The organism is Agrobacterium burrii, from assembly GCF_017313405.1.
Classification (GTDB): Bacteria; Pseudomonadota; Alphaproteobacteria; order Rhizobiales; family Rhizobiaceae; genus Agrobacterium; species Agrobacterium burrii.
In genome coordinates this window covers 291,482-315,482 of sequence record NZ_JAFLNA010000003.1, presented here as the reverse complement: position 1 = coordinate 315,482, position 24,001 = coordinate 291,482, and the positions used below count along the sequence as shown (strand labels likewise).

Below are 24,001 nucleotides of genomic sequence, written 5' to 3'. Positions count from 1 at the left end.
AATTCCGAAAACCCTCGCCGCGCCGGATGATCAGACGCCCGGCGCGTCACGGCGGGGCATGGCATCCCCCAGCCATTGCGCGATCTTGTCTTCGAGGATTTCAGGACTGATCGGCTTCGACAGATAATCATCCATGCCTGCCTGCAGGCAAAGTTCCCGGTCAGCGTCCTGGGTATGGGCGGTAACACCGATGATCGGCACATGCCGGCCGTCGGCGGCGACCTGTTCGGCGGCGCGGATGGCGAGCGTGGCCTGATGGCCGTTCATGACAGGCATCGAAACATCCATAAGGATGATGGCGGGATTGTTCTCCTCCCACGCCTGAACCGCCTTCTTGCCGTTGCCGACGATCACGAACCGCAAACCCGCCTGCTGCAAAATCTGAGTGAAGACGATCTGGTTGACGTCATTGTCCTCGGCCACCAGCACGTCGATCAGGCTCGGCCGGCGACGTTCGGAAACAGCCGGTACCGCTGGCAGAATGCGCGGTTTCTTTTCAGCCAGACGCCTTTCCGGGCGTACGGTTCCGCCGTCTACCTCCAGCGCCAGCGGCTGCGACCTAGCGCGCTTCAGCCGCACATCCCGCACCACATCGAACAGGGTGGAGCGCAAAAGCCTCGCCCGCGCCGGTTTCATCAGATGCGCCTGCACGTTGAGATCGGTAAACAGCGTCTCGTCGCCCACCACATCCATGGAGGTCAGAAACACGATGGCAATCTCATCGAAACGTCGGTCCGCACGAATACGCTCGACCACATCCAGCCCGTTCATGAAAGGCATATGATAATCGAGGATGATGGCATCGATGGCAAAGCCAAGCGACACGGCCTCCTGCAGTACGGCGATGCCGGACGGACCGTCCTCCACCGCATGCCCGTCGATGCCCCATGTCCGCAGTTGCTCCGTCAATATGCGGCGATTGACATCGTTGTCGTCGATGACGAGCACCCGGATATCGTCGATCGCCATGGCGGAAAGCGGAACGTCGCGCCGTTTTTCGGTGACCTGAAATGGAATATTGACCTCGAAGGTCGAACCCTTGCCGACTTCGCTGACGACATTGATCGAACCATCGAAGAGACCGACAAGGCCGACCGTGATCGCCAGTCCAAGCCCTGTTCCCTCGTGCCGGCGCGTCGCCGAACCGTCCACCTGGCTGAACTTGTCGAAGATGGTCTCCAGCTTGTCAGGCGGAATGCCGATGCCGCTGTCTTCAACGCGCAGCGAGAGCATGGTTTCGGACGCCTCAGCCGATTGCGCGGCAAGCTCGATCAGCACATGCCCCGTTTCGGTGAACTTCACGGCGTTGCCGACGAGGTTGGTGACGATCTGGCGGAACCGCCCGGCATCACCCATGACCTTGCCGAAAACCGACGGATCGATCCGGATGACCAGTTCGATGTCCTTTTCCAGCGCCGCCGAGGACAGAAGCGAAACCACATCCTCCACCGCTTCGGCCGGATCGAAAGGCACGCTGCGCAGCTTCATCTGCCCGGCCTCGATTTTGGAAAAATCGAGAATGTCGTTGATGATCGTCAGGAGCGCATTGCCTGACTTGACGATGATATCGGTAAAAGTCTTCTGGCGCGTGTCCAGATTGGACTTGGCCAGAAGCTCCGCCATGCCGAGCACACCGTTCATCGGCGTGCGGATTTCATGGCTCATATTGGCCAGGAATTCCGATTTGGCGCGATCCGCCGCTTCCGCCCGCGAAAGCAGCCGCTGCAACTCCTCTTCACGCAGCTTCATCTCGGTCACATCGGTGACGATGACGAGCCAGTAATTGCCGGAACTGTTGGTGGCTTCCAGATTGAGCCAGGTTTTGCCGGCCACATGGATGAGCCAGGAAAACGGCTGGTTGGCGGCGATATTGTCCTTCCAGGCGGCAAGCGTTGCCGCCGCCTCCTCTGCCGTGCCGAAATCTCCGCGCTTGGCGCAATGGGCAAAGAAGCCCGACCAGTTGTGGCCTTTTTCCAGCAGATGCGGCGGCACGTCGAACATCCGCGCCATCGCTTCGTTGGACATGATGATGGTGCCCTGCTCGACCAGCACCAGCCCCTGCGCCATGGCGCGCGTGGCGCCCTGCATATATTCGCCGACGCGCTCCAGCTCGGCCTTGGCCTTCATGATCTCGGCGTCGCGCATGCGCACATCGGTCACGTCGGCATAGGTGCTGAGGATTTTCCCGCCATCGAGGCGGGTTTTCGAGATGACGGTGACCTTGCCGCTTTTGCTGCGCACTTCGCGGGCGGCAGAGGCTTCCTTGCTGAGAAGCCGCTCCGTTCGCTGGTTATAGAGATCGTCGAACGACATGTCGCCATAGTCGTAAAGGCCGCTTTCGAAATTCAGCTCCATGAATTCGCGATAGCTTTTGCCGACCAGCGATTTCTCGCCGCCGATTTCGCCCCAGACCTCGTAAAAGAACGGATTGACATATTCGATGACGAGATCGGCGTTGATGAGCAGCACGCCAACCGGCAGGGCATGAAGAATCTTCTCCAGCTGGCGGTGCAGCGCCTCTGCCCGGGCCTGTGCCGCGATCACCGCATTTTCACGGTCCTGCAGCAGGCTGACATCGGTGACCGAGCCAACCAGATAATATTCGTCGTCAGGCGTCGCCACCCGGCCGAGGCGGGTGATGACGGGAACGGAGCTGCCATCCGGCAGCGGCAGGGTTTCCGCCTTCTCGATTGCTTCGCCCGTTTCAAGCAGCCGCTCGTTTTCAAGCCGGGACTGCTCGCCGGTCGCCGGAAACATCTCGTTTTCGGTCTTGCCGATAAAATGGGCGAGATCGCCTCCGACAAATTTTTCATAGGCCGCATTGGCAAAGGTCAGCCGCCTGTCATGATCCCGCAGAAACACCGCCACCGGCAATTGCTCCAACGCGGCACGCAGCAGCCAGGTCTCGCGGATCTGTGTGCTGAGCAGGGTCTCATGCGCCTTGAACTCCGTCACGTCGATGCGCAGACCGACCAGCATGCCGTTCTCCAGCCGCTTGTTGACCATGCGCACCCAGCGGCCATCGGCAAACTGCGATACCCTTTCCAGATAGGGCAGGGAAAAATCCCGCAATTGCTCCTGCATCCACGTGTCGAAAGCCGGATCGCCTGGTTTTGCGTCGCTGTAACCACTCGAAAAATACACCGCCTCCATCAGCGTCTCGAGCCGCACACCCGGTTTCAGCTCCACACCAAAGGCGCTGTAAAAGTCCACGAAGCGGTTATTACAATAGATCAGCCGGTTTTCACGGTCATAAATCACGATGCCGGCATCGATGAGATCGATCACGCCGCTGCCGAAAAGGAGGTTGGAGGCGCTGTCGCCGCCCACGAAATTCTCCACCGCAACCGGTGGCATATCCTCAAACACTTCGAACAGGAACAGATTGCCGTCATCGCCGGTGAAGCGTTCGCAGCGAAGCGTATATGGCCCGGAAGAAGCTGCACCATGGCAGGCGAGTACCTCATCCGTGGCGAAAACCAGCGAGCGACGTTCCCTGTCTTCGCGCTCGGCATCACGAACATCTGCGGACAGGGAAAGGCTGGTGTGTCCCACGAAAGCTTCAGGCGGGCGCCCCATGACCCGGCCATAGGCGGCATTGACCATGAGATAGCGCAGCTCGCTGTCCTTGATGCACGCGGGCAGGTCCAGGGCGGTGACGGCCCTGTAAGCTTTTTCCAGCAACCCGCTGCCTTCGGTCAATCGATACTCCACACCGTGCAGTTCCATTTCTGTCGAATCAAATATTTCCGGATATCGTCGTAAAAACGTTATGTGATAAAATCGCCGTTTGCTATGTACCGAGCGGCACCGCTACCCTTTTTTAACCATAATTGTTCGCCCCGACGCGCCATTCCAACCATAACCGGCCGACCTTGCGCATGGCTGCCATGCGTCGCCGGACAGCGGCGTTACAAAACTATCGCTTGACTTTAACGCGCAAAACGCCCACATGCCGGTCAAGCTTTCACCTTCGGCAGCCGCGTGAGCTGCAGCGTATGTCCAGAACGATCTGGCCCGCATGAAGGAAAAGCGCAACGAATACAGAAGACGGCATTTGCCGCACTGATGCGCAGAAAGTTATTCCAACCCACAAGTTCCCAATTCACGCGGGGTTCTTGACGCCGAAACCACCGGACAGCAGCCCTGTTCCGGCTGAGTTTGTTTTGGCGCCCCGAAAGGCAATATATTGACCAGTTTTAGCGAACTCGGCCTCTCTGAAAAGATTGTGGCCAGCGTTACCCAGCTTGGCTACACCACCCCTACCCCCATTCAGGCAAAAGCCATTCCGCTGCTGCTTGAAGGCCGTGACCTCATCGGCCTCGCACAGACCGGCACCGGCAAGACCGCAGCCTTCGGCCTGCCGATCATCGAAATGCTGATGAAGCAGGCAGACCGCCCGGCAAACCGCACCACCCGCACCCTCATCCTCGCCCCAACCCGCGAGCTGGTGAACCAGATCGGCGAAAACCTGCGCTCCTTCGTGAAGAAGACGCCGCTGCGCATCAACCAGGTTGTCGGCGGCGCGTCGATCAACAAGCAGCAGCTTCAGCTCGAAAAAGGCACCGACATCCTCGTCGCCACCCCCGGCCGTCTGCTGGACCTCATCGCCCGCAACGCCATCTCGCTCTCGAAAGTCACCTATCTGGTGCTGGACGAGGCCGACCAGATGCTCGATCTCGGCTTCATCCACGATCTGCGCAAGATTTCCCGCATGGTTCCGCCCAAGCGCCAGACGCTGCTCTTCTCGGCAACCATGCCGAAGGCAATTTCCGAACTTGCCAGCAACTTCCTGACCGACCCGATCAAGGTCGAGGTCACGCCTCCGGGCAAGGCTGCCGACAAGGTCGAGCAGTATGTGCATTTCGTCGCCGGCAAGAACGACAAGACCGACCTCTTGAAGAAGTCGCTCAACGAGAACCCGGACGGTCGCTCGATCGTGTTCCTGCGCACCAAGCACGGCGCTGAAAAGCTTTACAAGCACCTCGAACATATCGGCTTCAAGGTCGCCTCCATTCACGGCAACAAGAGCCAGGGCCAGCGCGAGCGGGCACTGAAGGGCTTCAAGGACGGCGAGATCAAGGTTCTGGTCGCAACCGACGTTGCCGCCCGCGGCATCGACATCCCGGCCGTGACGCACGTCTTCAATTACGACCTGCCGGAAGTGCCGGATGCCTATGTCCACCGCATCGGCCGTACCGCCCGCGCCGGTCGCGACGGCATCGCCATCGCTTTCTGCGCACCAGACGAAACCCGCCTGCTGCACGACATCGAAAAGCTGATGAAGATCGATATCCCGGTCGCATCAGGTGAACGTCCGGCCGGTCTCGCCAGCCCGACGCGCCCCAACAACAACCGTGGCGGCCGCAACAATAATGGCGGCCAGCCGCGTGCTCCCCGCGAAGGCGGACGCCACAATGGCGATCCCCGTCCTTCCCGTCACCGCGACCACGCTCCGCGCGATGCCGACAACGATCTGGAAAACACGTCCGACTTCAAGCGCGTCAAGACCGCTGAAGGCGACGCAGGTCGTCCGTCCGGCCCCCGCAAGCAGCGCCGCCCGGCCCGCAAGCCCGGCGGCAGCGGCAGCAACCGCCATGCACCTGCTGGCGGCAACGGCCAGGAAAAGCGCGCCTCCGGCAATGGCAACGGCAATCGCGGCCGTAGCCGCTAAGGCATAGTTCGTAAGCAGAGGACGCTCGGCATTGCCGCGCGTTTCTTCTCCCCTAGGGGGAGAAGGTGGCCCGAAGGGTCGGATGAGGGGGCAACGTTGCCGTATCTCACCACCCTTGCCCCCTCATCCCGCTGCCGCGGACTTCTCCCCCTCGGGGAGAAGAAACAAGCGGAAGCCGCTCGCCAATCAAGCCCCGCAAGCCACCAGCCTGCGGGGTTTTTCTTTGCCGTCACCCGCCCTGCACAACCGGCCGACGCCGGGACGGCAAGGTCATGGCCAGCACGCCGGCGATCACACAGACGAGACCCACCCACATGGCTGGTGTCGGCACCTCCCCCAGAAATGCCATGCCGATGGCGACACCGACCGGGACCCTCAGATAGGCCTGCGAGGTGGTGCCGACCGAGCCGAGCGTCTGCATCAGCCGGAAATAGATCATGAAGGCGAGCGCGGTTGAGAAGACGCTGAGGCACACGAGCGCCGTCAGCGATGCGGATGAAGGTGACAATGTCCACGGCCGGTCAACGATCAGGCTGACGGGCAATAGCAGGACCGCACCGCAGATCAGCGAACCGGCAGCGGGCATGATCGGATCAAGCCCCCTAAAGTTCTTCCCGAATATCGCCGCACAGGCATAAGAAAACGCCGCTGTCAGCACGGCAAGCTGGCTCCATATCGCCTCGCCCGCACCGCCCAGCGCCTCCATGCCGATGATGAGGCATACGCCCGTCATGCCGGCAATGGTGCCGAACAGCTTGCGCCCGCTCACCGCCTCGTGCCGGATAACCAGCGCGGTCAGAAGAAACGTGAAGATCGGCGTCGTTGCATTGAGAATGACGGCAAGACCGGCATCGATGCTTTGCTCCGCCCAGGCGATCAGCGTGAAGGGCAGGACGCTGTTGATGCAGGCCTGAATGAAGAACAACCGCCAGGTCGCAAAATCCTTCGGCAATCGCAATCCACGCAGCCGGATCACCGCATAGAGCAGCAGACCGGCAATCAGGGTTCTCGCGGCAATGAAGGTGATGGGCGGAATGGTCTCCACCCCGATCTTGATGAATGTATAGGACGCGGCCCAGAGCGTGGACAGCAGGACGAGCAGCAACAATTCGCGGGCAATGGGATTTTGAATGGTCACGGAGCGATTTTCCAACTGTGTAGAAGATGAACCGTTCTTACCCCGAAAACAAGCATCAATGCTTCGGCGACGGCCGAAGTTTCATCCTCTTCAAAACACGAAGCCCCGCATGGGCAAAACCATGCGGGGCTTCACGAAATATAGTCCTGAAACCGGATTGATCAGGCCCGGCGCTCATCTGCCGAGAAAGCACCCGGACCGGCAAACACCAGATAGAGGAAGACGAAGCAGAACAGGATGGCGGCATCGCCGCCGTTCAGGGCCGGGAAAGGGCTGCTTGGCGCATGCGCCATGAAATAGGCGACGGCCATCTGACCGGAAAGGATGAAGGCGACCGGTCGCGTGAACAGGCCGATGAGCACGAGAATGCCGCCGACGAGTTCCAGAAGCGCCGCCACCAGCATCAGGGTCGGCAGTGAGCCTTGCATCTGCGATGCCGGAAAGCCGAACAGCTTCTGCGTTCCGTGTTCGATGAAAAGCAGCGCCGCGATGATGCGCAGTGCCGCGAGAGCATAAGGCCGATAGCGAGAAAGATTGTCGAAAATTGCCATGTTCATGTGTCCCCGTTGAAGTGGTGCCGCGCTCGATACAGTGCATTTTATCCTTTATGGATACACGTCTCGAACACCGGAAATCACGTTTCCGATATTGCAGAACTCCCTTAAATACAAAAAGGGAGGCATTCTACACATGGTTGATTTTCCAGCATAAAATTGGCCATCTGCTGGAAAAATCAACTCAAGGGTACAGGCATTTTTTCGCGCGGCAAAGGCGGAAAAATCCGCCTCTCCATCACGCCTGCAGCACAACCACCTTGGAGCCAACAGGCACGCGGCTGTAAAGATCGATGATATCGTGGTTGAGCATGCGGATGCAGCCGCTCGACATGGCGTGGCCGATGGATTGCGGCTGGTTGGTGCCGTGCAGGCGGAACATGGTATCGCCGCCGCCGCGATAGAGATAAAGCGCGCGTGCGCCGAGCGGATTGTTCGGGCCGCCCGGCATGCCGCCGGCGAACTTGAGATTGCGCGGATCGCGGCGCATCATGTTTGCGGTCGGCGTCCAGGAAGGCCATTCGGATTTGCGGCCGATATAGGCATCGCCCTTCAGAGCAAGGCCCTGCCGGCCGACGCCGACGCCGTAACGCATCGCCCGCCCGTCGCCCATCACGTAATAGAGCCGCCGTGCCGGCGTATCCACCACCACCGTTCCGGCCGGATGCGCCGTATCATAAGTGACTTCCTGCCGGCGCAGCTCAGGCTTGACCTTGTCGAGATGCATGGCGGGAAGCGGGAATTTCTCCTCCGGCTTCGCCCCGTAATTGAGCCTCTGCTGGCCGATGCCGGTATTCGCGCAGCCAGCCAGAAACAGCGGCAATCCGAACAGAACACCACGACGTGAAATAGACATGTAACCCCCGCCAAATCATGTGATTAACGAGAGGTATAATTTTATGGTTAACAAATCTCTAATATGAGGTTGCAGTAATTAACGTGCCGCAACCGCTGCTGCAGGCCTGCGGTTGGCGAGATAAACGCCCGTGACCGCCAGAACCGTGCCGGCAATCATGGCGGGCGTCAGCGTTTCACCGAAAAGCAGGGCGGCCTCCACGGCGGCAAGCGGCGGCACCAGATAGATCAGCGAGGCCGCACGCGACACCTGCCCGCGCCGGATGAGGTAAAGAAGCAGCGCCACGGCGCCGATGGAGATCGCGCCCACGGACCAGGCGAGTGTGGCCGCAAGCCCGAGGCTCCAGTCCACATGCCCGTCTTCCAGCAAAAGCGCAAAGGGAACGGTGACCAGCAGCGCGCCGACATATTGCAGCGTGGCCACCGCCATGATGTTCCCTCCATGGACATATTTCTTCTGGTAAAGCGTGCCATAGGTCACCGACACCATGCCCAGCACATTCACCGCCACGGCATAAAGCGGCACGGACATGCCAAGCGCGCCGGTCGCCATCACCTTGGGTAGCACGGCGATGGAAATGCCGGCAAAACCGAGCAGCAACCCGGCACGCTGCATAGGTGAAATCCTCTCGCCGATCATGAAACGGGCGGCCACTGCCGTCATCAGCGGCTGCAGACCGGCAATGATGCCACCGATCGCCGCCGGCACACCCTGACCGATCGCCCACCAGATCATGCCGAGATAAATGCCGTGCAGGAACACGCCGGAGAGGATCGCCCTCAGAACATCGGCGCGCTGCTTCGGCCAGGAAATGGCGGATAGCCGGCAGATCGCCCATAATATCAGGCCGGCCAGCAGATAACGCAGACAGAGGAAGGTCAACGGCCCGGTATAATAGACGGCATATTTGGCCGTGACCCAGCCGGTCGACCAGAGAAAGACGAAGATGGCCGGAGCCAGACGGTCAAGCGACATGGGAACATCCCCTGTGCGGTATGATCCCGCCTCTCGGACATTGCCGGGAGGCGCAAGGTCATGCAGCGAATTGATATTTCGGCCAAAACACACCGGCGAAAGAGCAGGCCGGCTTGGCACAGGCCTGCGGCGGCATCCGGGCCGTTTCCCAAGGCGGTATCGTCATCCCCGCCAAAGGTCAAAGGCGTTTTCATCATCGCATCTTTCAGTTTTTCTGATGCGGCATCCGCGATCCATCAACCGAAAACGAACGAACAAATTTTGTGCATTCGCCCACGGCGCACACAGCACCATCATGCCCTTCCACCCTGCCGCGCCGCGCAACCATTTTGACGATGCCGCATTTATAGGCTGAAACCGAAAAAACGCTTCTTTTTTAAAACTCTAGGGCGACAAAAAATCTTCATCGGGAGCTCCGCATAGTTCTTGCATTGCATTTAGCCTTGTATTCATATGGTAAAAAAGGGGACATCGAAGTTGGCATTTGACGAAATGATAAATGCGGACGACACGCCGCGAAGCCCATATGAAAACTATAACGAGTGGTACAGCCGACAGGACAGGTCGCACCTGATCCAGAAATCAAAAGACGCGGAAAACATCTTTCGAAAAACCGGTATTACTTTCGCAGTCTATGGCCATGCCGACAGTTCAGAAAAACTGATCCCCTTCGATATTATCCCGCGCATCATCTCCGGCCGTGAGTGGCGCAAACTGGCTCAAGGCATCGAACAGCGCGTTCTCGCCCTCAATGCTTTCCTCGACGATATCTACCACAAGCAGGAAATCATCCGCGCCGGTCGCATTCCCCGCGAAATCATTGAAAAGAATGTCGCATTCCTGCCGGAAATGATCGGTTTCACCCCGCCCGGCGGCGTTTATACCCACATTGTCGGCACCGATATCGTCCGCACCGGCGAAGACCAGTTCTATGTTCTGGAAGACAACGCCCGCACGCCCTCCGGTGTCAGCTACATGCTGGAAAACCGCGAGACGATGATGCAGATGTTCCCGGAGCTCTTCCACGAAAACAAGGTGCGCCGGGTCGAAGACTATCCCTATCTGCTGCGCCAGTCGCTCGCCTCGCTCGCACCCCCCGGCTGCACCGGCAAGCCGCGTGTGGCCGTGCTCACCCCGGGCATCTATAATTCCGCCTACTACGAACATTCCTTCCTCGCCGACATGATGGGCGTGGAGCTGGTGGAAGGGTCAGACCTGCGTGTCATGGACGGCAAGGTCAAGATGCGCACCACCCGCGGTTATGAGGCCATCGACGTGCTCTATCGCCGCGTCGATGACGACTACCTCGATCCGCTGACGTTCCGGCCGGATTCAGCGCTCGGCGTGCCCGGCATCATGGATGTCTATCGCGCCGGCAACATCACCATCGCCAATGCCCCCGGTACCGGCATTTCCGACGACAAGGCGGTTTATTCCTACATGCCCGAGATCGTCGAATTCTACACCGGCCGCAAGCCGCTGTTGGAAAACGTGCCGACCTGGCGCTGTTCGGAGCCGGACAGCCTGAAATACGTTCTCGACAACCTTGCCGAACTGGTCGTCAAGGAAGTCCACGGTTCGGGCGGTTACGGCATGCTGGTCGGCCCCACCTCGACGAAAAAGGAACGGGCGCTGTTTGCGGAAAAGCTGAAAGCCCGCCCCTCCAATTACATCGCGCAGCCGACGCTGTCGCTTTCCACCGTGCCGATCATGGTGAAAAACGGCATCGCCCCGCGCCATGTGGATCTGCGTCCCTATGTGCTGGTGTCGGACAAGGTGAAGATCATTCCCGGCGGACTGACCCGCGTTGCCCTCAAGGAGGGCTCGCTGGTGGTCAATTCCAGCCAGGGCGGCGGCACCAAGGATACATGGGTACTGGAGGATTAAGCCATGCTGGGCAGAACGGCAAACGGGCTCTACTGGATGTTCCGGTATATCGAGCGCGCTGAAAACATCGCCCGGCTGATCGATGCGGGCCTGCGCGTTTCGCTGACGCGCTCCGGCAGCGGCGACGAGGACTGGGACGGCGTGTTGCAGAGCGCCGGCGTGCGCGAGGCCTTTCTCGAAACGCACGACAAGGTAACGACGGCGGATGCAATCGATTATCTCCTGCGGGACAAGGCGAACCCTTCGAGCGTGCTCTCCTGCATCGAGGCGGGCCGCAACAATGCCCGCATGGTGCGCACGGCGCTGACGCGCGAGACATGGGAAGCGACCAATGAATTCTGGATCGAGCTTAAGAGCAGTCTTGCTCGCCGGGTGAAGGCGGCGGACATGCCGCAGACCATCGACGGCATCAAACACCGCGCCGGTCTCGTGCGCGGCGCTTTTCATGGCTCGATGCTGCGCAACGATCTCTATAATTTCTCGCGCATCGGCACCTTCATCGAGCGCGCCGACAACACCGCCCGCATTCTGGACGTTAAATATTACGTACTGCTACCGGCGGTCGCGCATGTCGGCTCCTCGCTCGACAATGCCCAATGGGAATCCATCCTGCGTTCGGTCTCGGCGCATCGGTCTTATGGCTGGGTCTATGATGCGGAATACAAGCCGGCCAATATTGCCGACTTCCTCATTCTCAATGGCCGCATGCCGCGCTCGCTCGCCTATTGTTACGAGAAGATCGCCAGCAACCTCAATTACATCGCCGAGGATTACAGCGAAAGGCACAAGGCGCACGAGACGGCCGAGAGCATCCGCGACAGCCTGCGCAAGACGACGATCGACCGCGTCATGGATGAAGGTCTGCACGAATTTCTGGAGAGATTTGTCAACCGCAATGGACAATTGGGACAGGAAATCACGGAAGGCTACCGCTTTTATCTGTAAGCGCGTGGACGGGAACAGCTTATGCGTCTGAAAATCACCCATACGACGGAATATGTCTATGACGAGCCGATGCCCTATGCGTTGCAGCGGCTGCGGCTGACACCGCAGACCGGCCCCTGCCAGACGGTGGAGAACTGGGACGTCTCGGTCGACGGCGCCACCGTCGAAGTGACCTATGACGACCATTTCGGCAACCGGGTCGCGCTGGTGGAAACGGAAGGTCCGCAACGCAAGGTCAAGGTGGTGGCAAGCGGCCTCGTCAATACTGAAGACAAGGCCGGCGTGTTCGGCACCCACACCGGCAATGCGCCGCTGTGGCTTTTCCTGCGCGAAACCCCGCTCACCAAGCCCGGAAAACTGGTGCGCGAACTGGCGAAGGCCAGCACGGGCGACAGCGAACTCTCCCACCTGCACGACCTCATGGAGAAGATCCATGAAAAGGTCGAATACGTTCCCGGTTCGACCGACATCGAAACCACGGCGGAAGCGGCCTTGGAGGCTGGCAAGGGTGTCTGCCAGGACCATGCCCATATCCTGATTTCCGTAGCCAGGCTGATGGGCCTGCCGGCCCGTTATATTTCCGGTTATCTGATGATGGAGGACGTGGCGGAACAGACGGCAACCCACGCCTGGGCCGAGGTGCATCTGCAAGGGCTTGGCTGGGTCGGTTTCGACGCCGCCAACAATATCTGCCCTGACGACCGCTACGTGCGCATCGCATCCGGCCTCTGCTACCGCGACTGCGCACCGATATCAGGCATGCGCATCGGTCCGGCCGGCGAAACGCTGAACGTCTCCGTCACCGTGCAGCAGTCACAGAGCCAATCGCAGAGCTGAGACCATGGCCGGCAAGGACGACGAAACCATCGGTTTTTATACCGACAATGCTGGCGCCTATACCTCGAGAGGACAGGCGGCGGACCGCCCGCATCTGGAAAAATTTTTGTCGCGCCTTCCCGATGGCGCAAGCATCCTCGAACTTGGGTGTGGCGGCGGGCAGGACAGCGAATTCATGCTGGCGGTCGGTTTCGATGTTCAACCCACGGATGGAACGCCCGAAATCGCCAGGGCGGCGGAAACCCGGCTCGGCATTCCCGTCGCGACATTGTTGTTCGAAGATATTGACGACAGGCAACGGTATGACGGCATCTGGGCCAATGCCTGCCTGCTGCATGTGCCACGCCCCGCCCTGCCCGCCATTATCGGCCGCATCCACACGGCGCTGAAGCGGGGCGGCGTTTTTTACGCCAGCTTCAAGGCAGGAGAAGCCGAAGGCCGCGACACGTTGGGCCGTTATTACAACTATCCTTCCAAAGCCTGGCTCGACGATCTCTACCGGCAATTTGAATGGACGAGCGTCGAGATCGAATCCCGGCACGGCAGCGGTTATGACAAGCTGCCGACCGACTGGCTGCATGTGACGGCAACTAAGTCCTGATCCTTTCCGAAGAACTTGCAGGTTGCGAAAGCACGCCTCGACCGTTTAAATCGCCGCATCGATTTGCAAGCATGATCCGGCTTCAGCCTGCGGGAAGAAAGCCGGCCGGGAGACGTCCTTGTACAGCATTTCCGACTATCGCGACTGCCAGTCCCATGGCCCCACAATCGCCAACCGCGTCTGGACGGCATGGTGGCAGGATAGCGGCCTTCAGGTCGGCGACGTTGAGGAACACCTGAAGGACATGACCACCCCCCATGCTCTGCCGACCGGCTTCGTCGCCCATGACGGCGACGCCTATGTCGGCTCCGCCTTCCTCATCCATTCCGATCTGGAGGAACGCCCGCAATATCTGCCATGGGTTGCCGCCCTCTGGGTGGAAGAAGGCCGCCGACGCTCAGGTGTCGCAAAAGCCTTGATGCAGGCCGCGACACAAAGGGCCGCCGACCTTGGTCACGAGACCAGCTATCTCTGCTGCAAGCGCAATCTTGAAACCTATTACATCAATTGCGGCTGGACCGTTCTGGAACGCGGCGTCGGCAAACACGATCTGACGGTGCTGACCTATAGCACCAAAACATAAGCCGCCTGACACCACACGGCCAGCCCATGAAGTACCGGAGGAAACCATGCAACCACCAGCCGCCATTATGGAAACCGCGATCTACGCGGATGATCTCGACGCAGCTGAGGCTTTCTACCGCGATGTTTTCGGGCTGGAGGTGGTGCGCAGGCTGCCCGGTCAATTCGTCTTCTTCAGATGCGGCCGGCAGGTGCTGCTGATCTTCGATCCGGAGCAATCGCGCCGGGCCGATCCCGACAATCCGATCCCGCGCCATGGCGTGGTCGGGCAAGGCCATTTCTGCTTTTATGCGAAAGACAAGTCGGAAGTAGACGGCTGGAAGGCCCGCTTCGAAGAACTCGGAATTGCAGTCGAACACTATCACCGCTGGCCGAATGACAGCTATTCCGTCTACATCCGCGACCCGGCGGGCAATTCCGTGGAGGTGGGGGAAGGCAGGCTTTGGGGGCTCGCCTGAACCGAAAGCCCAAGTTGCCCGTCATACAACAGAAGAGGAAAGGACGGCAGCTCCTCCCTCGACGTCATCCTCGGGCTTGTCCCGAGGATCTAACCACGTCGTGCAAAATCAATCGGTTACAGATCCTCGGGACAAGCCCGAGGATGACGTCGAGGGGGAAGCAATGCAGGTAACCCACCCTCAACCAATTTAACGTCTAGAGCATTTCCGTTTTTACTGGAAATGCTCTAACCCGCAGATCAAATCTGCCGAATAGCAATCTCTTCTTCCGCGTCCACCGCCAGCGGGTTCCGCAGGGGCAGGCCGAAACCGGCGGCCTCGATTTCGAACACGTCGCCCGCTTCCGGCTTGATGCCCTCGGCGAAGGACAGCGTCGCGGTGCCGAACATGTGCACATGCACGTCGCCGGGGGCGCGGAACAGGCCGTATTTGAAGTGGTGATATTCGAGGTTCGCGAAGGTGTGGGACATATTGTCCTCACCCGAAACGAACGGCTTTTCGAAAATGACCTTGTCGCCACGACGGATACGCGAGGTGCCGCGAATATCGGAGGGGGCAACGCCGACGCGGATTTCCGGGCCGAAGCTTGCCGGGCGCAGCTTGGAATGGGCGAGATAGAGATAGTTGACCCGCTCGGTAACGTGATCGGAGAACTCATTCGAGACGGCAAAGCCGATACGCACCGCTTCACCCTTGTCGGAGATCACATAGATACCGGCCATCTCAGGCTCTTCGCCGCCATCGAGCGCGAAGGACGGCGATGTGAGTGCTGCACCGGGTGCCGCTGCCACATGGCCGTTGCCCTTGTAGAACCACTCGGGCTGCACGCCCTTTTCGCCGGCCTTGGGCTTGCCGTTTTCCAGACCCATGCGGAACATCTTCATGGAATCCGTGAGGCTTTCCTCGGCGGCTTCCGAAGTCTTCTTGTGCATGCTGTCGCGGGTCGCGGCAGAGCCGAGATGGGTGAGGCCCGTGCCGGTCAGATGCAGATGCGCGGGATCGGGATGGGTGATCGGCGGCAGGAAGCGACCTTCGGCATAGGCCTTTTCGAGATCAACGGCATCGCCCAGACCATGGGCGGACACGACATCGGCAAGGCTCTTGCCGCCATTCGCGGCTTCCATGGCGAGCGCGTAAACCGACACGGCGCCCTTGACCGCCTGCGCCTGTCCGCCATCTTCGCGAACCGCTACGATGATTTTGCCACTGGCATCTTTGATCTGTGAAATAAGCACGGGATTTCCTTCCTCCGGCGCAACGCGCCTTATCTTCTGTGGCGCATCGCGCCTGCATCTTATGAAAGTGGCCGGAAACCGGCCACTTTTTTGACTTGCGATTTGGGTGGGCCGATCAGCCCTTGTTCTTGTTGTAAACGTCGAAGAACACGGCGGCGAGCAGCACGAGGCCCTTGACCATCTGCTGGAAATCGATGCCGAGACCAACGATCGACATGCCGTTGTTCATGACGCCCATGATGAACGCGCCGATGACCGCGCCGGTGATCTTGCCAACGCCGCCGGATGCCGAAGCGCCGCCGATGAAGCAGGCCGCGATCACATCAAGCTCGAAGCCCACGCCGGCCTTCGGCGTTGCCGAGTTGAGGCGGGTCGCGATGATCATGCCGGCAAGACCGGCCAGCACGCCCATATTGACGAAGGTGAGGAAGCTCAAACGTTCGGTGTTGATACCGGAAAGCTTGGTCGCCTTCTCGTTGCCGCCCATGGCGTAGACACGGCGGCCGATGGTCGTGCGACGGGTCACGAAGCTGTAAAGCGCAATCAGCACCAGCATCACGATCAAGACGTTCGGCAGACCGCGATAGGTGGACAGCTGATAGCCGAGGAACAGGATAGCGCCGGAGATCAGCAGATTCTGCACGATGAAGAAACCGAACGGCTCCACGTCGATACCATGCTTCACGTTCACCACGCGACGACGCCACGCCAGATAAAACAGCGCTACCGTAATCAGTACGGTCAGGATCATCGAGGTGGTGTTGAGACCTTCGATACCGCCGATATCAGGCAGGAAGCCGGTGCTGATGATCTGGAAATCGGTCGGGAAAGGACCGATATTCTTGCCGCCAAGCACGAACAGCGTCAGGCCGCGGAACACCAGCATGCCCGCCAGCGTCACGATGAACGACGGAATGCGGTGATAGGCGATCCAGTAACCCTGGGCCGCACCGATGATGCCGCCGATGACAAGACAAATCAGCGCCGCCAGAAACGGGTTCATGCCCCATTGCACGGTCAATATGGCCGCAATCGCGCCGACGAAGGCGACGATGGAGCCGACCGAAAGGTCGATATGCCCGGCAACGATGACCAGCAGCATGCCCAGCGCCATGATGACGATGAACGAGTTCTGCAGGATGAGGTTGGTGAGGTTGACCGGTCGGAACAGGATGCCGCCGGTGTAGAACTGGAAGAAAACCATGATGGCGACGAGCGCGATCAACATGCCGTATTCGCGGATATTGGAGCGAATATAGGATGCGACCGAGATGACGTTACTTTCTTCGCTTGTTGTGTTTGCCGAACTCATGAGTTCTTCTCCCCTGAGCGCATGATAGCGCGCATGATGCTTTCCTGGCTCGCCTCTCCCTTCGGCAATTCAGCGACGATGCGGCCTTCGTTCATGACGTAGATGCGGTCGCAATTGCCGAGCAGTTCGGGCATTTCCGATGATATCATCAGAACGCCTTTGCCGTCGGCAGCGAGCTGGTTGATGATGGTGTAAATTTCATATTTCGCGCCGACATCGATACCGCGGGTCGGTTCGTCGAGGATCAGCACATCAGGATTGGAGAACAGCCACTTGGACAGCACAACCTTCTGCTGGTTGCCGCCTGAAAGATTGACCGTTTCCTGAAAGATGCCCGAAGACCGGATGCGCAGGCGCGTGCGGAAATCGCTCGCCACCTTCATTTCCTTGATGTCGTCGATGACGCTGGCACTCGACACACCGGCCAGATTGGCAAGCGTGGTGTTGTGCATGATGTTGTCGTTGAGCACCAGGCCGAGATGTTTGCGGTCTTCCGTGACATAGGCAAGACCGGCATCGATCGCCTTGCGCACGGTGCTGACATCCACGGACTTGCCGTCGATCAGCACGTCGCCGGTGATCTTGTGGCCGTAGGACTTGCCGAAAACGCTCATCGCGAATTCCGTGCGCCCTGCCCCCATCAGCCCGGCGATGCCGACGACTTCGCCCTTGCGAACGGTGACGTTGATATCGTGCAGCACCTTCCGGTCGCGATGCTGCTGGTGGTAGGCGTTCCAGTTCTTTACTTCGAGAATGGTCTCGCCGATCGGCACATCGCGCGGCGGATAACGATCTTCCAGATCGCGTCCCACCATGTTGCGGATGATGACATCCTCGCTGATTTCTTCCTGATGACAGTCGAGCGTCTTCACCGTCATGCCGTCGCGCAGCACGGTGATCTGGTCGGCCACCTTGCGCACTTCGTTGAGCTTGTGGGTGATGATGATCGAGGTCATGCCCTGCTTGCGGAATTCGATCAGCAGGTTGAGCAGCGCCTCGGAATCGCTTTCGTTCAGCGAAGCGGTCGGCTCATCGAGAATGAGCAGCTTCACGCTCTTCGACAATGCCTTGGCAATTTCAACCAGCTGCTGCTTGCCCACACCGATATCGGTGATCAGCGTCTCCGGCGATTCCTTCAGGCCCACTTTCTTGAGAAGTTCGCGGGTCCGGTTGAAGGTCTGCTGCCAGCTGATGACGCCGTTCGTGGCGACCTCGTTGCCAAGGAAGATGTTTTCGGCAATCGACAGGAGCGGCACCAGCGCCAGCTCCTGGTGAATGATGATGATACCAATATCTTCGCTGTCGTTGATGGCGCGAAAGTTTCGCACAGCGCCTTCGTAGTGAATTTCGCCCTCATAGGTGCCGGCGGGATAAACACCGGAAAGGACCTTCATCAAGGTCGACTTTCCCGCGCCGTTCTCACCGACGAGTGCGTGGATCTCACCCTCTTTTACCTTGAGGTTGACGTTCTCCAGCGCTTTCACGCCCGGAAACGTCTTGGTGATGTTCCGCATTTCGAGAATGGTATTGGCCATATCGCAATCCAGCGCCCGATTAATTTCGGCGTTTTTATTTTTATGGAAAAACGGGGATGACGCCAAGTCATCCCCGCATGTGTCTTCAGGCTTATTTCAGCTGGTCTTCTTTGTAATAACCGCCATCAACGAGAACCTGCTTGTAGTTCTCCTTGGTGACTGCAACCGGCTTCAGCAGGTAGGACGGAACGACCTTGACGCCATTTTCATAGGTCTTGGTGTCGTTTACCTCAGGCTCCTTGCCCTGCAGAACGGCATTCACCATGTCAACGGTAACCTTCGCGAGTTCGCGGGTGTCCTTGAAGATGGTGGAATACTGTTCGCCTGCAATGATCGACTTGACCGACGGCACTTCAGCGTCCTGACCGGAAACGATCGGCAGCGGCTGGTCCTTCGAACCATAACCAACGCCCTTCAGCGAGGAGATGATGCCGATGGACAGACCGTCGTAAGGCGACAGAACGGCGTCAACCTTGGCGTCGGTGTAATAAGCCGACAGCAGGTTGTCCATGCGAGCCTGGGCCGTTGCCGGATCCCAACGCAGCGTACCGACCTTGTCCATGCCCATCTGGCCGGACTTTACGACCAGCTTGCCGCTGTCGATGTAAGGCTTCAGAACCGACATCGCGCCATCGTAGAAGAAGAAGGCGTTGTTGTCGTCAGGCGAACCGCCGAACAGCTCGATGTTGAACGGACCCTTGCCGTCCTTCAGGCCAAGCTTGTCGGTGATCGAAGTCGCCTGCAGAACGCCAACCTGGAAGTTGTCGAAGGTTGCGTAGTAGCTGACGTCGCCGCTGTTGCGGATAAGGCGGTCATAAGCGATGACCTTGATGCCCTGCTCGCCAGCCTGCTTCAGAACGTCCGACAGCGTGGTACCGTCGATCGAAGCGATCACGAGGACCTTGACGCCCTTGGTGACCATGTTTTCGATCTGGGACAGCTGGTTCGGAATGTCGTCGTCGGCATATTGCAGGTCGGTCTTGTAACCGGCTTCCTGCAGCTGCTTGACGATGTTGTTGCCGTCATCGATCCAGCGAGCGGAAGACTTGGTCGGCATGGCAATGCCGACGGAACCCTTGTCCTGCGCAAAAGCCGGCGCTGCGAAGGAAGCAGCACCGATGGCACAAGCCGCCATCAGCGAAATAATGGACTTCATAACTCTCTCCCTTGAACCCTTCTCTGGTGTCCGCATGCTGCGCCGCACCATGAAATTCATGCCGTCAGAGGAAGAAGCCGCACTAAGCCCCATCCCAATCTCGCAACTGCGAAACGGAACAGATGCCGCTCCTCCCCGGCATCCCGCAAACTGTTCTGAATCCATATAACTGTCAAATAGAATATATCGGCTTACCTATATCAATTCTGCTATATTAAATCGATACAATAATCGTTGAGGGGTATAAAACAGCGCATGAGCAACCAGAAAGTGTATGAGCAGACGCAAACAACGGACGCGCTTTTCGTCTTTGAAGACAACCCGCTTCTGCGCGCCGGATTAAAGATGAGCCATCTGCGCATGCTGGTCATGATCGAGGAGCACGGCCAGGTCAGCGCCGCCGCAGCCGCCATGAACATAACACAGCCGGCGGCATCACGCATGCTTTCGGAAATGGAAGCAATCGTCAAAAGCCCGCTCTGTCAACGGGCTTCCCGCGGCGTGGTGCTGACGAAGTTCGGCGAGGCGCTGGCGCGTCGGGCGCGCACCATATTGCTGGAACTGCGTGAAGCGAGCCGCGAGCTTAACCAGATGAAATCCGGCAGCGGTGGCTCGGTCTATATCGGCGCCGTTACAGCACCCGCCATCAGCCTTGTGGTTCCCGCCATCAAACGGGCGACGGACACCTATCCCGGCATCGAAATCAATGTGCAGGTGGAAAGCAGCAACGTGCTGGCCCGGGAGCTGCTGGCAGCGCGTCACGACTTCATCATCGGCCGTATTCCGGATGATTTCGACCCGGGCCTGTTTTCCATCCATGAAATCGGCATCGAGCGCGCCTGTCTGGTGGTTCGCGACGGGCATCCCCTGCTTGGCGGCGAACCGGTAACGCTGAGCGATCTTTCCGCCTATGACTGGGTTTTCCAGCCGCCCGGCGCCCTGTTGCGCAGAACGATGGAGGACGTGTTCCTGACCCACGGCGTTGGCATGCCACGCAACATCATCAACACGCCATCCATGCTTCTGACGCTTGCGCTGATCTGCAACACCAATGCGATTGCGCCGATCGCGCAGGATATGGCCGAGTTCGTGGCCGGTCAGCAGGCCGATATCGGCCGCACCCGCATCCTGCCGACGGATTTCGAACTTGTCGTCAAGCCCTACAGCATCATCACCACCAAGGGCCGCGTTTTGCCGCCCAGCGCCCGGCTGCTCTACGATCTGGTTCTGGATGAAAGCCGAAAGCTGACTGGCCCGTGATGGACATGGCAATGACAGGAGGCAAGCCAGACACCACCTTCATCCTGTAAACAGGCCGGATTTATCAGGGTCGGCGCAGGGGAAACAGCCGCATGCTTTTCGGACAATCCGTCTTCCAGTCAGTCGTCGAAAGACTGAAGCAGGAAAGAGAAGAGGAAGCCGCGGAACCGCCGCCGCCTGCCCGCCATCGCATCGCCGGTTTCAATTCCAGCTTCGTCGTCGGCACGCCTTCTGCTGCACCGCAACCGGGAAACGGCGGCCTCGACGCCTATCTCGCCTTCTTGGCCGACCCCGCGCCCCCGCCTGAACCCCAACCAGAGCCAGAGCCGGAACCCATGCCGGCGCATCTCGAAAAGACATCTCTTGCAGATGTGTCAGTGGAACTGGCGATCCATGAAACCGACACCGCCGCAACGCTTGCGGAAAAACGCCGCGCTTTCGCCCGCCTCAACCACCCCGACGGGGTGAAACCGGAATTCCGGCACAATGCGACCCTGCGCATGACCGCGGCAAACCTGCTGATCGACCAAGCGATCCGGATGCTGAGAACTTAAATCATGGAATGCAAGGCGAAACGCACCTGCCGGGGGAAATGCAGCTTTCAGCCAGCGTCGTTTTTATCGACGGGCGCGCTATCGGCGGGTTCTTCTGAAACGGTCTTGTCCGCACCAGCCTTGGCCGCATCATCGGCACTCACAGGCTTGAACTTCACCAAAAGTTCATAGGCCGCATAGGCGGCGATGCCGCCGACGATCGTTCCCCAGAAGAACTCGCGATTGACGAATTCGATTACAGCCCAGGCCGCGCAGAAGCCGACGATCAGCAACCTGACCCATAAAGGGCGATAAAGCGGATGGCTGGTATCGATGTTCAGCATGGCGTTCCCGTTTCCGGCCTTTTTCGGCACACCGCGCGCTTACGGCATCGAGTGACCAAAGGCATATGCAGGTCGTCTTGGCCGTTTCACAGGAAAATTGCAACGCAAATCGAGCCGTCACCAATCAGGCTGTCGTGAAAGGGCAAATCCCCAAGCACAGCCAACCGGCCGGGAAACCGGCACGACCCGCATTTCCGGGTCGCGCGGCCCCAGAGCCTTCTCCATCGGCGATAGCGGCGTTCAGCCTCGCAGACGTCCGAGCAGCGATAGCAGCTGGTCACGGGCTTTCTTGCCGCCGATCCTGTCGATCAGCTTTTCCTCACGGTCGCGCCATGAATCGGAAAGGCTGTCGAGAAGGCGGCTGCCCTCCTCGGTCATGTCGAGAAAATGAACGCGCCTGTCCTCTTCCGACCGGCGGCGGACAAGCAGACCCTTCTCTTCCATGTTGTCGACAATCGCGACGAAATTGGCGCGCTGGATGCCCAGCGCTTCCGCCACATCGCTCTGTTTCAGGCCCGGATTGCCGCCGACAATGACGAGAACTGAGAAATCGGCCGGTCGCAACCCCCGTTCCGCCAGCACATCTGAAAACCCGTTTGCCACGGCAAGTTGCGAGTGCCGCAAATGATAGCCTATCGCCGTCGCCAACAATCCATAGTCAATTGCCGTAAGATGCACCGGTTCCACTCCGTCGCTTTCGGCCTTTTCCGCCCGCGGCCCGTTGCTATGTGCCAATCGCAAAGCCATCCGATCCCCCGCTTGATTCGTCCCTTTACCCTGCCGAAATCATAACCGACAACGTTCCAAAACTGTATCCTAAATAAATGTAGATGATACTAATATTGTATAATAATTTGACAGTTAATCCGCAAAAATCCAAATCCCGCTTCCAGGCCGCCATCCGGAGGCCGGGAAAAGTATCACTATTTACCCGCCGATTTTGAGGGTATGACGCCGCCCGCCGCGCCGTGTTTGAAAGGCTTTGCGCCCGTCCGGCCACCTGCCCATGGTGGCGGCGAAACAGCCGCCGCATCAGACGATAACATACTACTTATAGGGGAAACCCGATTTCAATAAAAAAAGCAATACGCCAAACGACGCATTGTTTCCCCAACCAGCAGAAAGGCATCAACACCCCACAATAAATCGCACCCCACCCCGGCGGAAAAACAGGTGATGTTTCGCAAATCTCTGATTTTTAGACATTGATGCGGAAAGAAAGCTGGGGTATGAACCAACCGCTGCACGCGATTCAAGCGTGACCGCTGCACCCGTAGCTCAGCTGGATAGAGTGTTGGATTCCGATTCCAAAGGTCACAGGTTCGAATCCTGTCGGGTGCGCCATTTCCTCAAAGTTCAACATTTCGCCACGCGTAAAACTGCCCGTTCCAAAGTGACCCGCAGTGAAGCTGAATGCTCGCCTTTATTCTCGACGAGACGCGAAGTTTTCGGCGATCTTGGCAAGGATGTCCGCGCGATTCTGTGGAGAATTGAGAAAAGCCGCGAGGTTTCCCTGCCGTTCGGGCATCATCTCGTTCGCAAGCAAGGTTACGGACATATCATTGTAATAACCGGAATATACCTTCCAGTATTGATGGTGAACCGAAGCCACATTCGGCATATCAAAACTGTAATTTTTCAAAATATATGATGATTCTGCATGTATTATCCCACAAGAAAATAGGGAAATTTATTTTATGAAAGCCAAAGCAAAAATTGCCATGCTCGTTTCCGTATTCATTCTTTCAGGATGCATGACCGAAGCCGAGTTCAATCGGGGGCAGGAAATCATCAGCGGAAGTCCCGCCGCCAAGCGTGATGTCATGAACACTTGTTACGAAGGCGTTAGAAAACACCCTCAAGGCGTTAGGACCGTGGTGGCGAAAAACATGAATGTCAGCCCGAAAAGCAATGTCGATCTGACCTTTTGCACACGATTGATCAACGCCATAGCAAGCAAGAAAATCACCTACAGCGATTTTACAAACACAAGCCCGGCCTTTATCCGCGCCATGCAGGGCAGGTAATTTTCAACACTGCGCCCGGCCGGCCCAGGGTAGTGGCTGCGAAAAAGGCGAGACAATCTCCCTCCGTATCTTCAGCCATGCCGCGCAAGAGA

Annotated in this window: 21 protein-coding genes and 1 tRNA gene; 11 read left to right on the top strand and 11 right to left on the bottom strand. The window is 58.6% G+C overall.

The annotated features are described in order from the left end of the window. Positions 1–30: 30 nt before the first annotated feature. Entirely contained in the window at positions 31–3,729 is a 3,699-nt protein-coding gene (locus JZX89_RS08235) for a response regulator (RefSeq protein ID WP_207133761.1), read from the bottom strand. A 460-nt stretch (positions 3,730–4,189) separates the two neighbouring features. Between JZX89_RS08235 and JZX89_RS08230 the strand changes: the two genes are divergently transcribed. After that, positions 4,190–5,674, top strand: a complete 1,485-nt coding sequence (locus tag JZX89_RS08230; RefSeq protein ID WP_149899954.1) for a DEAD/DEAH box helicase — start codon at positions 4,190–4,192, stop codon at positions 5,672–5,674. 229 nt (positions 5,675–5,903) lie between these two features. Here the strand turns inward: JZX89_RS08230 and JZX89_RS08225 are convergent, their stop codons facing one another. The 4 genes from JZX89_RS08225 to JZX89_RS08210 form a co-directional block, all read right to left on the bottom strand. Beyond that, on the bottom strand, positions 5,904–6,812 hold the full coding sequence (locus tag JZX89_RS08225) for a DMT family transporter (RefSeq protein WP_149899953.1): 909 nt from the start codon (positions 6,810–6,812) through the stop codon (positions 5,904–5,906). Positions 6,813–6,973: 161 nt separating this feature from the next. Further along, complete coding sequence (locus JZX89_RS08220; protein WP_174373338.1) at positions 6,974–7,363, bottom strand: DoxX family protein; 390 nt, start codon at positions 7,361–7,363, stop codon at positions 6,974–6,976. Positions 7,364–7,604: 241 nt separating this feature from the next. Beyond that, on the bottom strand, positions 7,605–8,222 hold the full coding sequence (locus tag JZX89_RS08215) for a L,D-transpeptidase (protein WP_153514885.1): 618 nt from the start codon (positions 8,220–8,222) through the stop codon (positions 7,605–7,607). Between the two features lie 78 nt (positions 8,223–8,300). After that, the gene (locus JZX89_RS08210; protein WP_174373337.1) at positions 8,301–9,197 is read right to left on the bottom strand and encodes a DMT family transporter; all 897 of its coding nucleotides are present in this window, start codon (positions 9,195–9,197) and stop codon (positions 8,301–8,303) included. 477 nt (positions 9,198–9,674) lie between these two features. On the opposite strand from JZX89_RS08210, the gene JZX89_RS08205 reads away from it, so the two are divergent. The 6 genes from JZX89_RS08205 to JZX89_RS08180 all read left to right on the top strand — a co-directional run bounded on the left by JZX89_RS08205 (position 9,675) and on the right by JZX89_RS08180 (position 14,507). Beyond that, a complete protein-coding gene (locus JZX89_RS08205; protein WP_174373336.1) occupies positions 9,675–11,084 on the top strand; it encodes a circularly permuted type 2 ATP-grasp protein in 1,410 nt (469 codons plus the stop codon). Between the two features lie 3 nt (positions 11,085–11,087). Continuing rightward, positions 11,088–12,029 carry an alpha-E domain-containing protein gene (locus JZX89_RS08200; RefSeq protein ID WP_149899949.1) on the top strand — a complete coding sequence of 314 codons (942 nt, stop codon included), beginning with the start codon at positions 11,088–11,090 and terminating at the stop codon, positions 12,027–12,029. 21 nt (positions 12,030–12,050) lie between these two features. Beyond that, positions 12,051–12,866, top strand: a complete 816-nt coding sequence (locus JZX89_RS08195) for a transglutaminase family protein (protein WP_153514880.1) — start codon at positions 12,051–12,053, stop codon at positions 12,864–12,866. Positions 12,867–12,870: 4 nt separating this feature from the next. After that, positions 12,871–13,467, top strand: coding sequence for a class I SAM-dependent methyltransferase (locus JZX89_RS08190; RefSeq protein WP_207133760.1), 597 nt, complete (start codon positions 12,871–12,873; stop codon positions 13,465–13,467). Positions 13,468–13,585: 118 nt separating this feature from the next. Continuing rightward, positions 13,586–14,050, top strand: a complete 465-nt coding sequence (locus JZX89_RS08185; protein WP_207133759.1) for a GNAT family N-acetyltransferase — start codon at positions 13,586–13,588, stop codon at positions 14,048–14,050. Positions 14,051–14,096: 46 nt separating this feature from the next. After that, complete coding sequence (locus tag JZX89_RS08180; RefSeq protein WP_207133758.1) at positions 14,097–14,507, top strand: VOC family protein; 411 nt, start codon at positions 14,097–14,099, stop codon at positions 14,505–14,507. Between the two features lie 239 nt (positions 14,508–14,746). On the opposite strand, the gene araD1 is transcribed toward JZX89_RS08180, so the two are convergent. The 4 genes from araD1 to chvE all read right to left on the bottom strand — a co-directional run bounded on the left by araD1 (position 14,747) and on the right by chvE (position 19,745). Beyond that, positions 14,747–15,742, bottom strand: coding sequence for a 2-keto-3-deoxy-L-arabinonate dehydratase AraD1 (araD1, locus tag JZX89_RS08175; protein WP_207133757.1), 996 nt, complete (start codon positions 15,740–15,742; stop codon positions 14,747–14,749). Between the two features lie 115 nt (positions 15,743–15,857). Further along, on the bottom strand, positions 15,858–17,054 hold the full coding sequence (gguB, locus tag JZX89_RS08170; RefSeq protein WP_153514874.1) for a sugar ABC transporter permease GguB: 1,197 nt from the start codon (positions 17,052–17,054) through the stop codon (positions 15,858–15,860). Then, a complete protein-coding gene (gguA, locus tag JZX89_RS08165; protein ID WP_149899942.1) occupies positions 17,051–18,589 on the bottom strand; it encodes a sugar ABC transporter ATP-binding protein GguA in 1,539 nt (512 codons plus the stop codon). Before gguA ends, gguB begins: the two co-directional genes overlap by 4 nt. Positions 18,590–18,680: 91 nt before the next feature. Then, the gene (gene chvE / locus JZX89_RS08160) at positions 18,681–19,745 is read right to left on the bottom strand and encodes a sugar ABC transporter substrate-binding protein ChvE (protein WP_149899941.1); all 1,065 of its coding nucleotides are present in this window, start codon (positions 19,743–19,745) and stop codon (positions 18,681–18,683) included. Between the two features lie 255 nt (positions 19,746–20,000). Between chvE and JZX89_RS08155 the strand changes: the two genes are divergently transcribed. Next, positions 20,001–21,005, top strand: coding sequence for a LysR family transcriptional regulator (locus tag JZX89_RS08155; protein WP_153514870.1), 1,005 nt, complete (start codon positions 20,001–20,003; stop codon positions 21,003–21,005). 92 nt (positions 21,006–21,097) lie between these two features. Beyond that, positions 21,098–21,559: a hypothetical protein gene (locus JZX89_RS08150; RefSeq protein WP_149899939.1), complete on the top strand. Its 462-nt coding sequence runs from the start codon at positions 21,098–21,100 to the stop codon at positions 21,557–21,559. 47 nt (positions 21,560–21,606) lie between these two features. On the opposite strand, the gene JZX89_RS08145 is transcribed toward JZX89_RS08150, so the two are convergent. Both JZX89_RS08145 and JZX89_RS08140 read right to left on the bottom strand, forming a co-directional pair. Beyond that, positions 21,607–21,882, bottom strand: coding sequence for a hypothetical protein (locus JZX89_RS08145; protein WP_153514868.1), 276 nt, complete (start codon positions 21,880–21,882; stop codon positions 21,607–21,609). A 240-nt stretch (positions 21,883–22,122) separates the two neighbouring features. Next, complete coding sequence (locus tag JZX89_RS08140) at positions 22,123–22,629, bottom strand: MarR family winged helix-turn-helix transcriptional regulator (protein ID WP_149899937.1); 507 nt, start codon at positions 22,627–22,629, stop codon at positions 22,123–22,125. Between the two features lie 520 nt (positions 22,630–23,149). Between JZX89_RS08140 and JZX89_RS08135 the strand changes: the two genes are divergently transcribed. Both JZX89_RS08135 and JZX89_RS08130 read left to right on the top strand, forming a co-directional pair. Next, a tRNA-Arg gene (locus JZX89_RS08135) sits at positions 23,150–23,226 on the top strand. Between the two features lie 353 nt (positions 23,227–23,579). Next, on the top strand, positions 23,580–23,909 hold the full coding sequence (locus tag JZX89_RS08130; RefSeq protein WP_153514866.1) for a hypothetical protein: 330 nt from the start codon (positions 23,580–23,582) through the stop codon (positions 23,907–23,909). Positions 23,910–24,001 lie beyond the last annotated feature (92 nt).

Coding starts and splice junctions, on each gene's coding strand:
- JZX89_RS08190 (WP_207133760.1), top strand. CDS start 12,871: ATGGCCGGCAAGGACGACGAAACCATCGGTTTTTATACCGACAATGCT.
- JZX89_RS08150 (WP_149899939.1), top strand. CDS start 21,098: ATGCTTTTCGGACAATCCGTCTTCCAGTCAGTCGTCGAAAGACTGAAG.
- JZX89_RS08145 (WP_153514868.1), bottom strand. CDS start 21,882: ATGCTGAACATCGATACCAGCCATCCGCTTTATCGCCCTTTATGGGTC.
- JZX89_RS08180 (WP_207133758.1), top strand. CDS start 14,097: ATGCAACCACCAGCCGCCATTATGGAAACCGCGATCTACGCGGATGAT.
- JZX89_RS08130 (WP_153514866.1), top strand. CDS start 23,580: ATGAAAGCCAAAGCAAAAATTGCCATGCTCGTTTCCGTATTCATTCTT.
- JZX89_RS08140 (WP_149899937.1), bottom strand. CDS start 22,629: ATGGCTTTGCGATTGGCACATAGCAACGGGCCGCGGGCGGAAAAGGCC.
- JZX89_RS08235 (WP_207133761.1), bottom strand. CDS start 3,729: ATGGAACTGCACGGTGTGGAGTATCGATTGACCGAAGGCAGCGGGTTG.
- JZX89_RS08195 (WP_153514880.1), top strand. CDS start 12,051: ATGCGTCTGAAAATCACCCATACGACGGAATATGTCTATGACGAGCCG.
- JZX89_RS08200 (WP_149899949.1), top strand. CDS start 11,088: ATGCTGGGCAGAACGGCAAACGGGCTCTACTGGATGTTCCGGTATATC.
- JZX89_RS08220 (WP_174373338.1), bottom strand. CDS start 7,363: ATGGCAATTTTCGACAATCTTTCTCGCTATCGGCCTTATGCTCTCGCG.
- gguA (WP_149899942.1), bottom strand. CDS start 18,589: ATGGCCAATACCATTCTCGAAATGCGGAACATCACCAAGACGTTTCCG.
- JZX89_RS08155 (WP_153514870.1), top strand. CDS start 20,001: ATGAGCAACCAGAAAGTGTATGAGCAGACGCAAACAACGGACGCGCTT.
- JZX89_RS08215 (WP_153514885.1), bottom strand. CDS start 8,222: ATGTCTATTTCACGTCGTGGTGTTCTGTTCGGATTGCCGCTGTTTCTG.
- JZX89_RS08210 (WP_174373337.1), bottom strand. CDS start 9,197: ATGTCGCTTGACCGTCTGGCTCCGGCCATCTTCGTCTTTCTCTGGTCG.
- gguB (WP_153514874.1), bottom strand. CDS start 17,054: ATGAGTTCGGCAAACACAACAAGCGAAGAAAGTAACGTCATCTCGGTC.
- chvE (WP_149899941.1), bottom strand. CDS start 19,745: ATGAAGTCCATTATTTCGCTGATGGCGGCTTGTGCCATCGGTGCTGCT.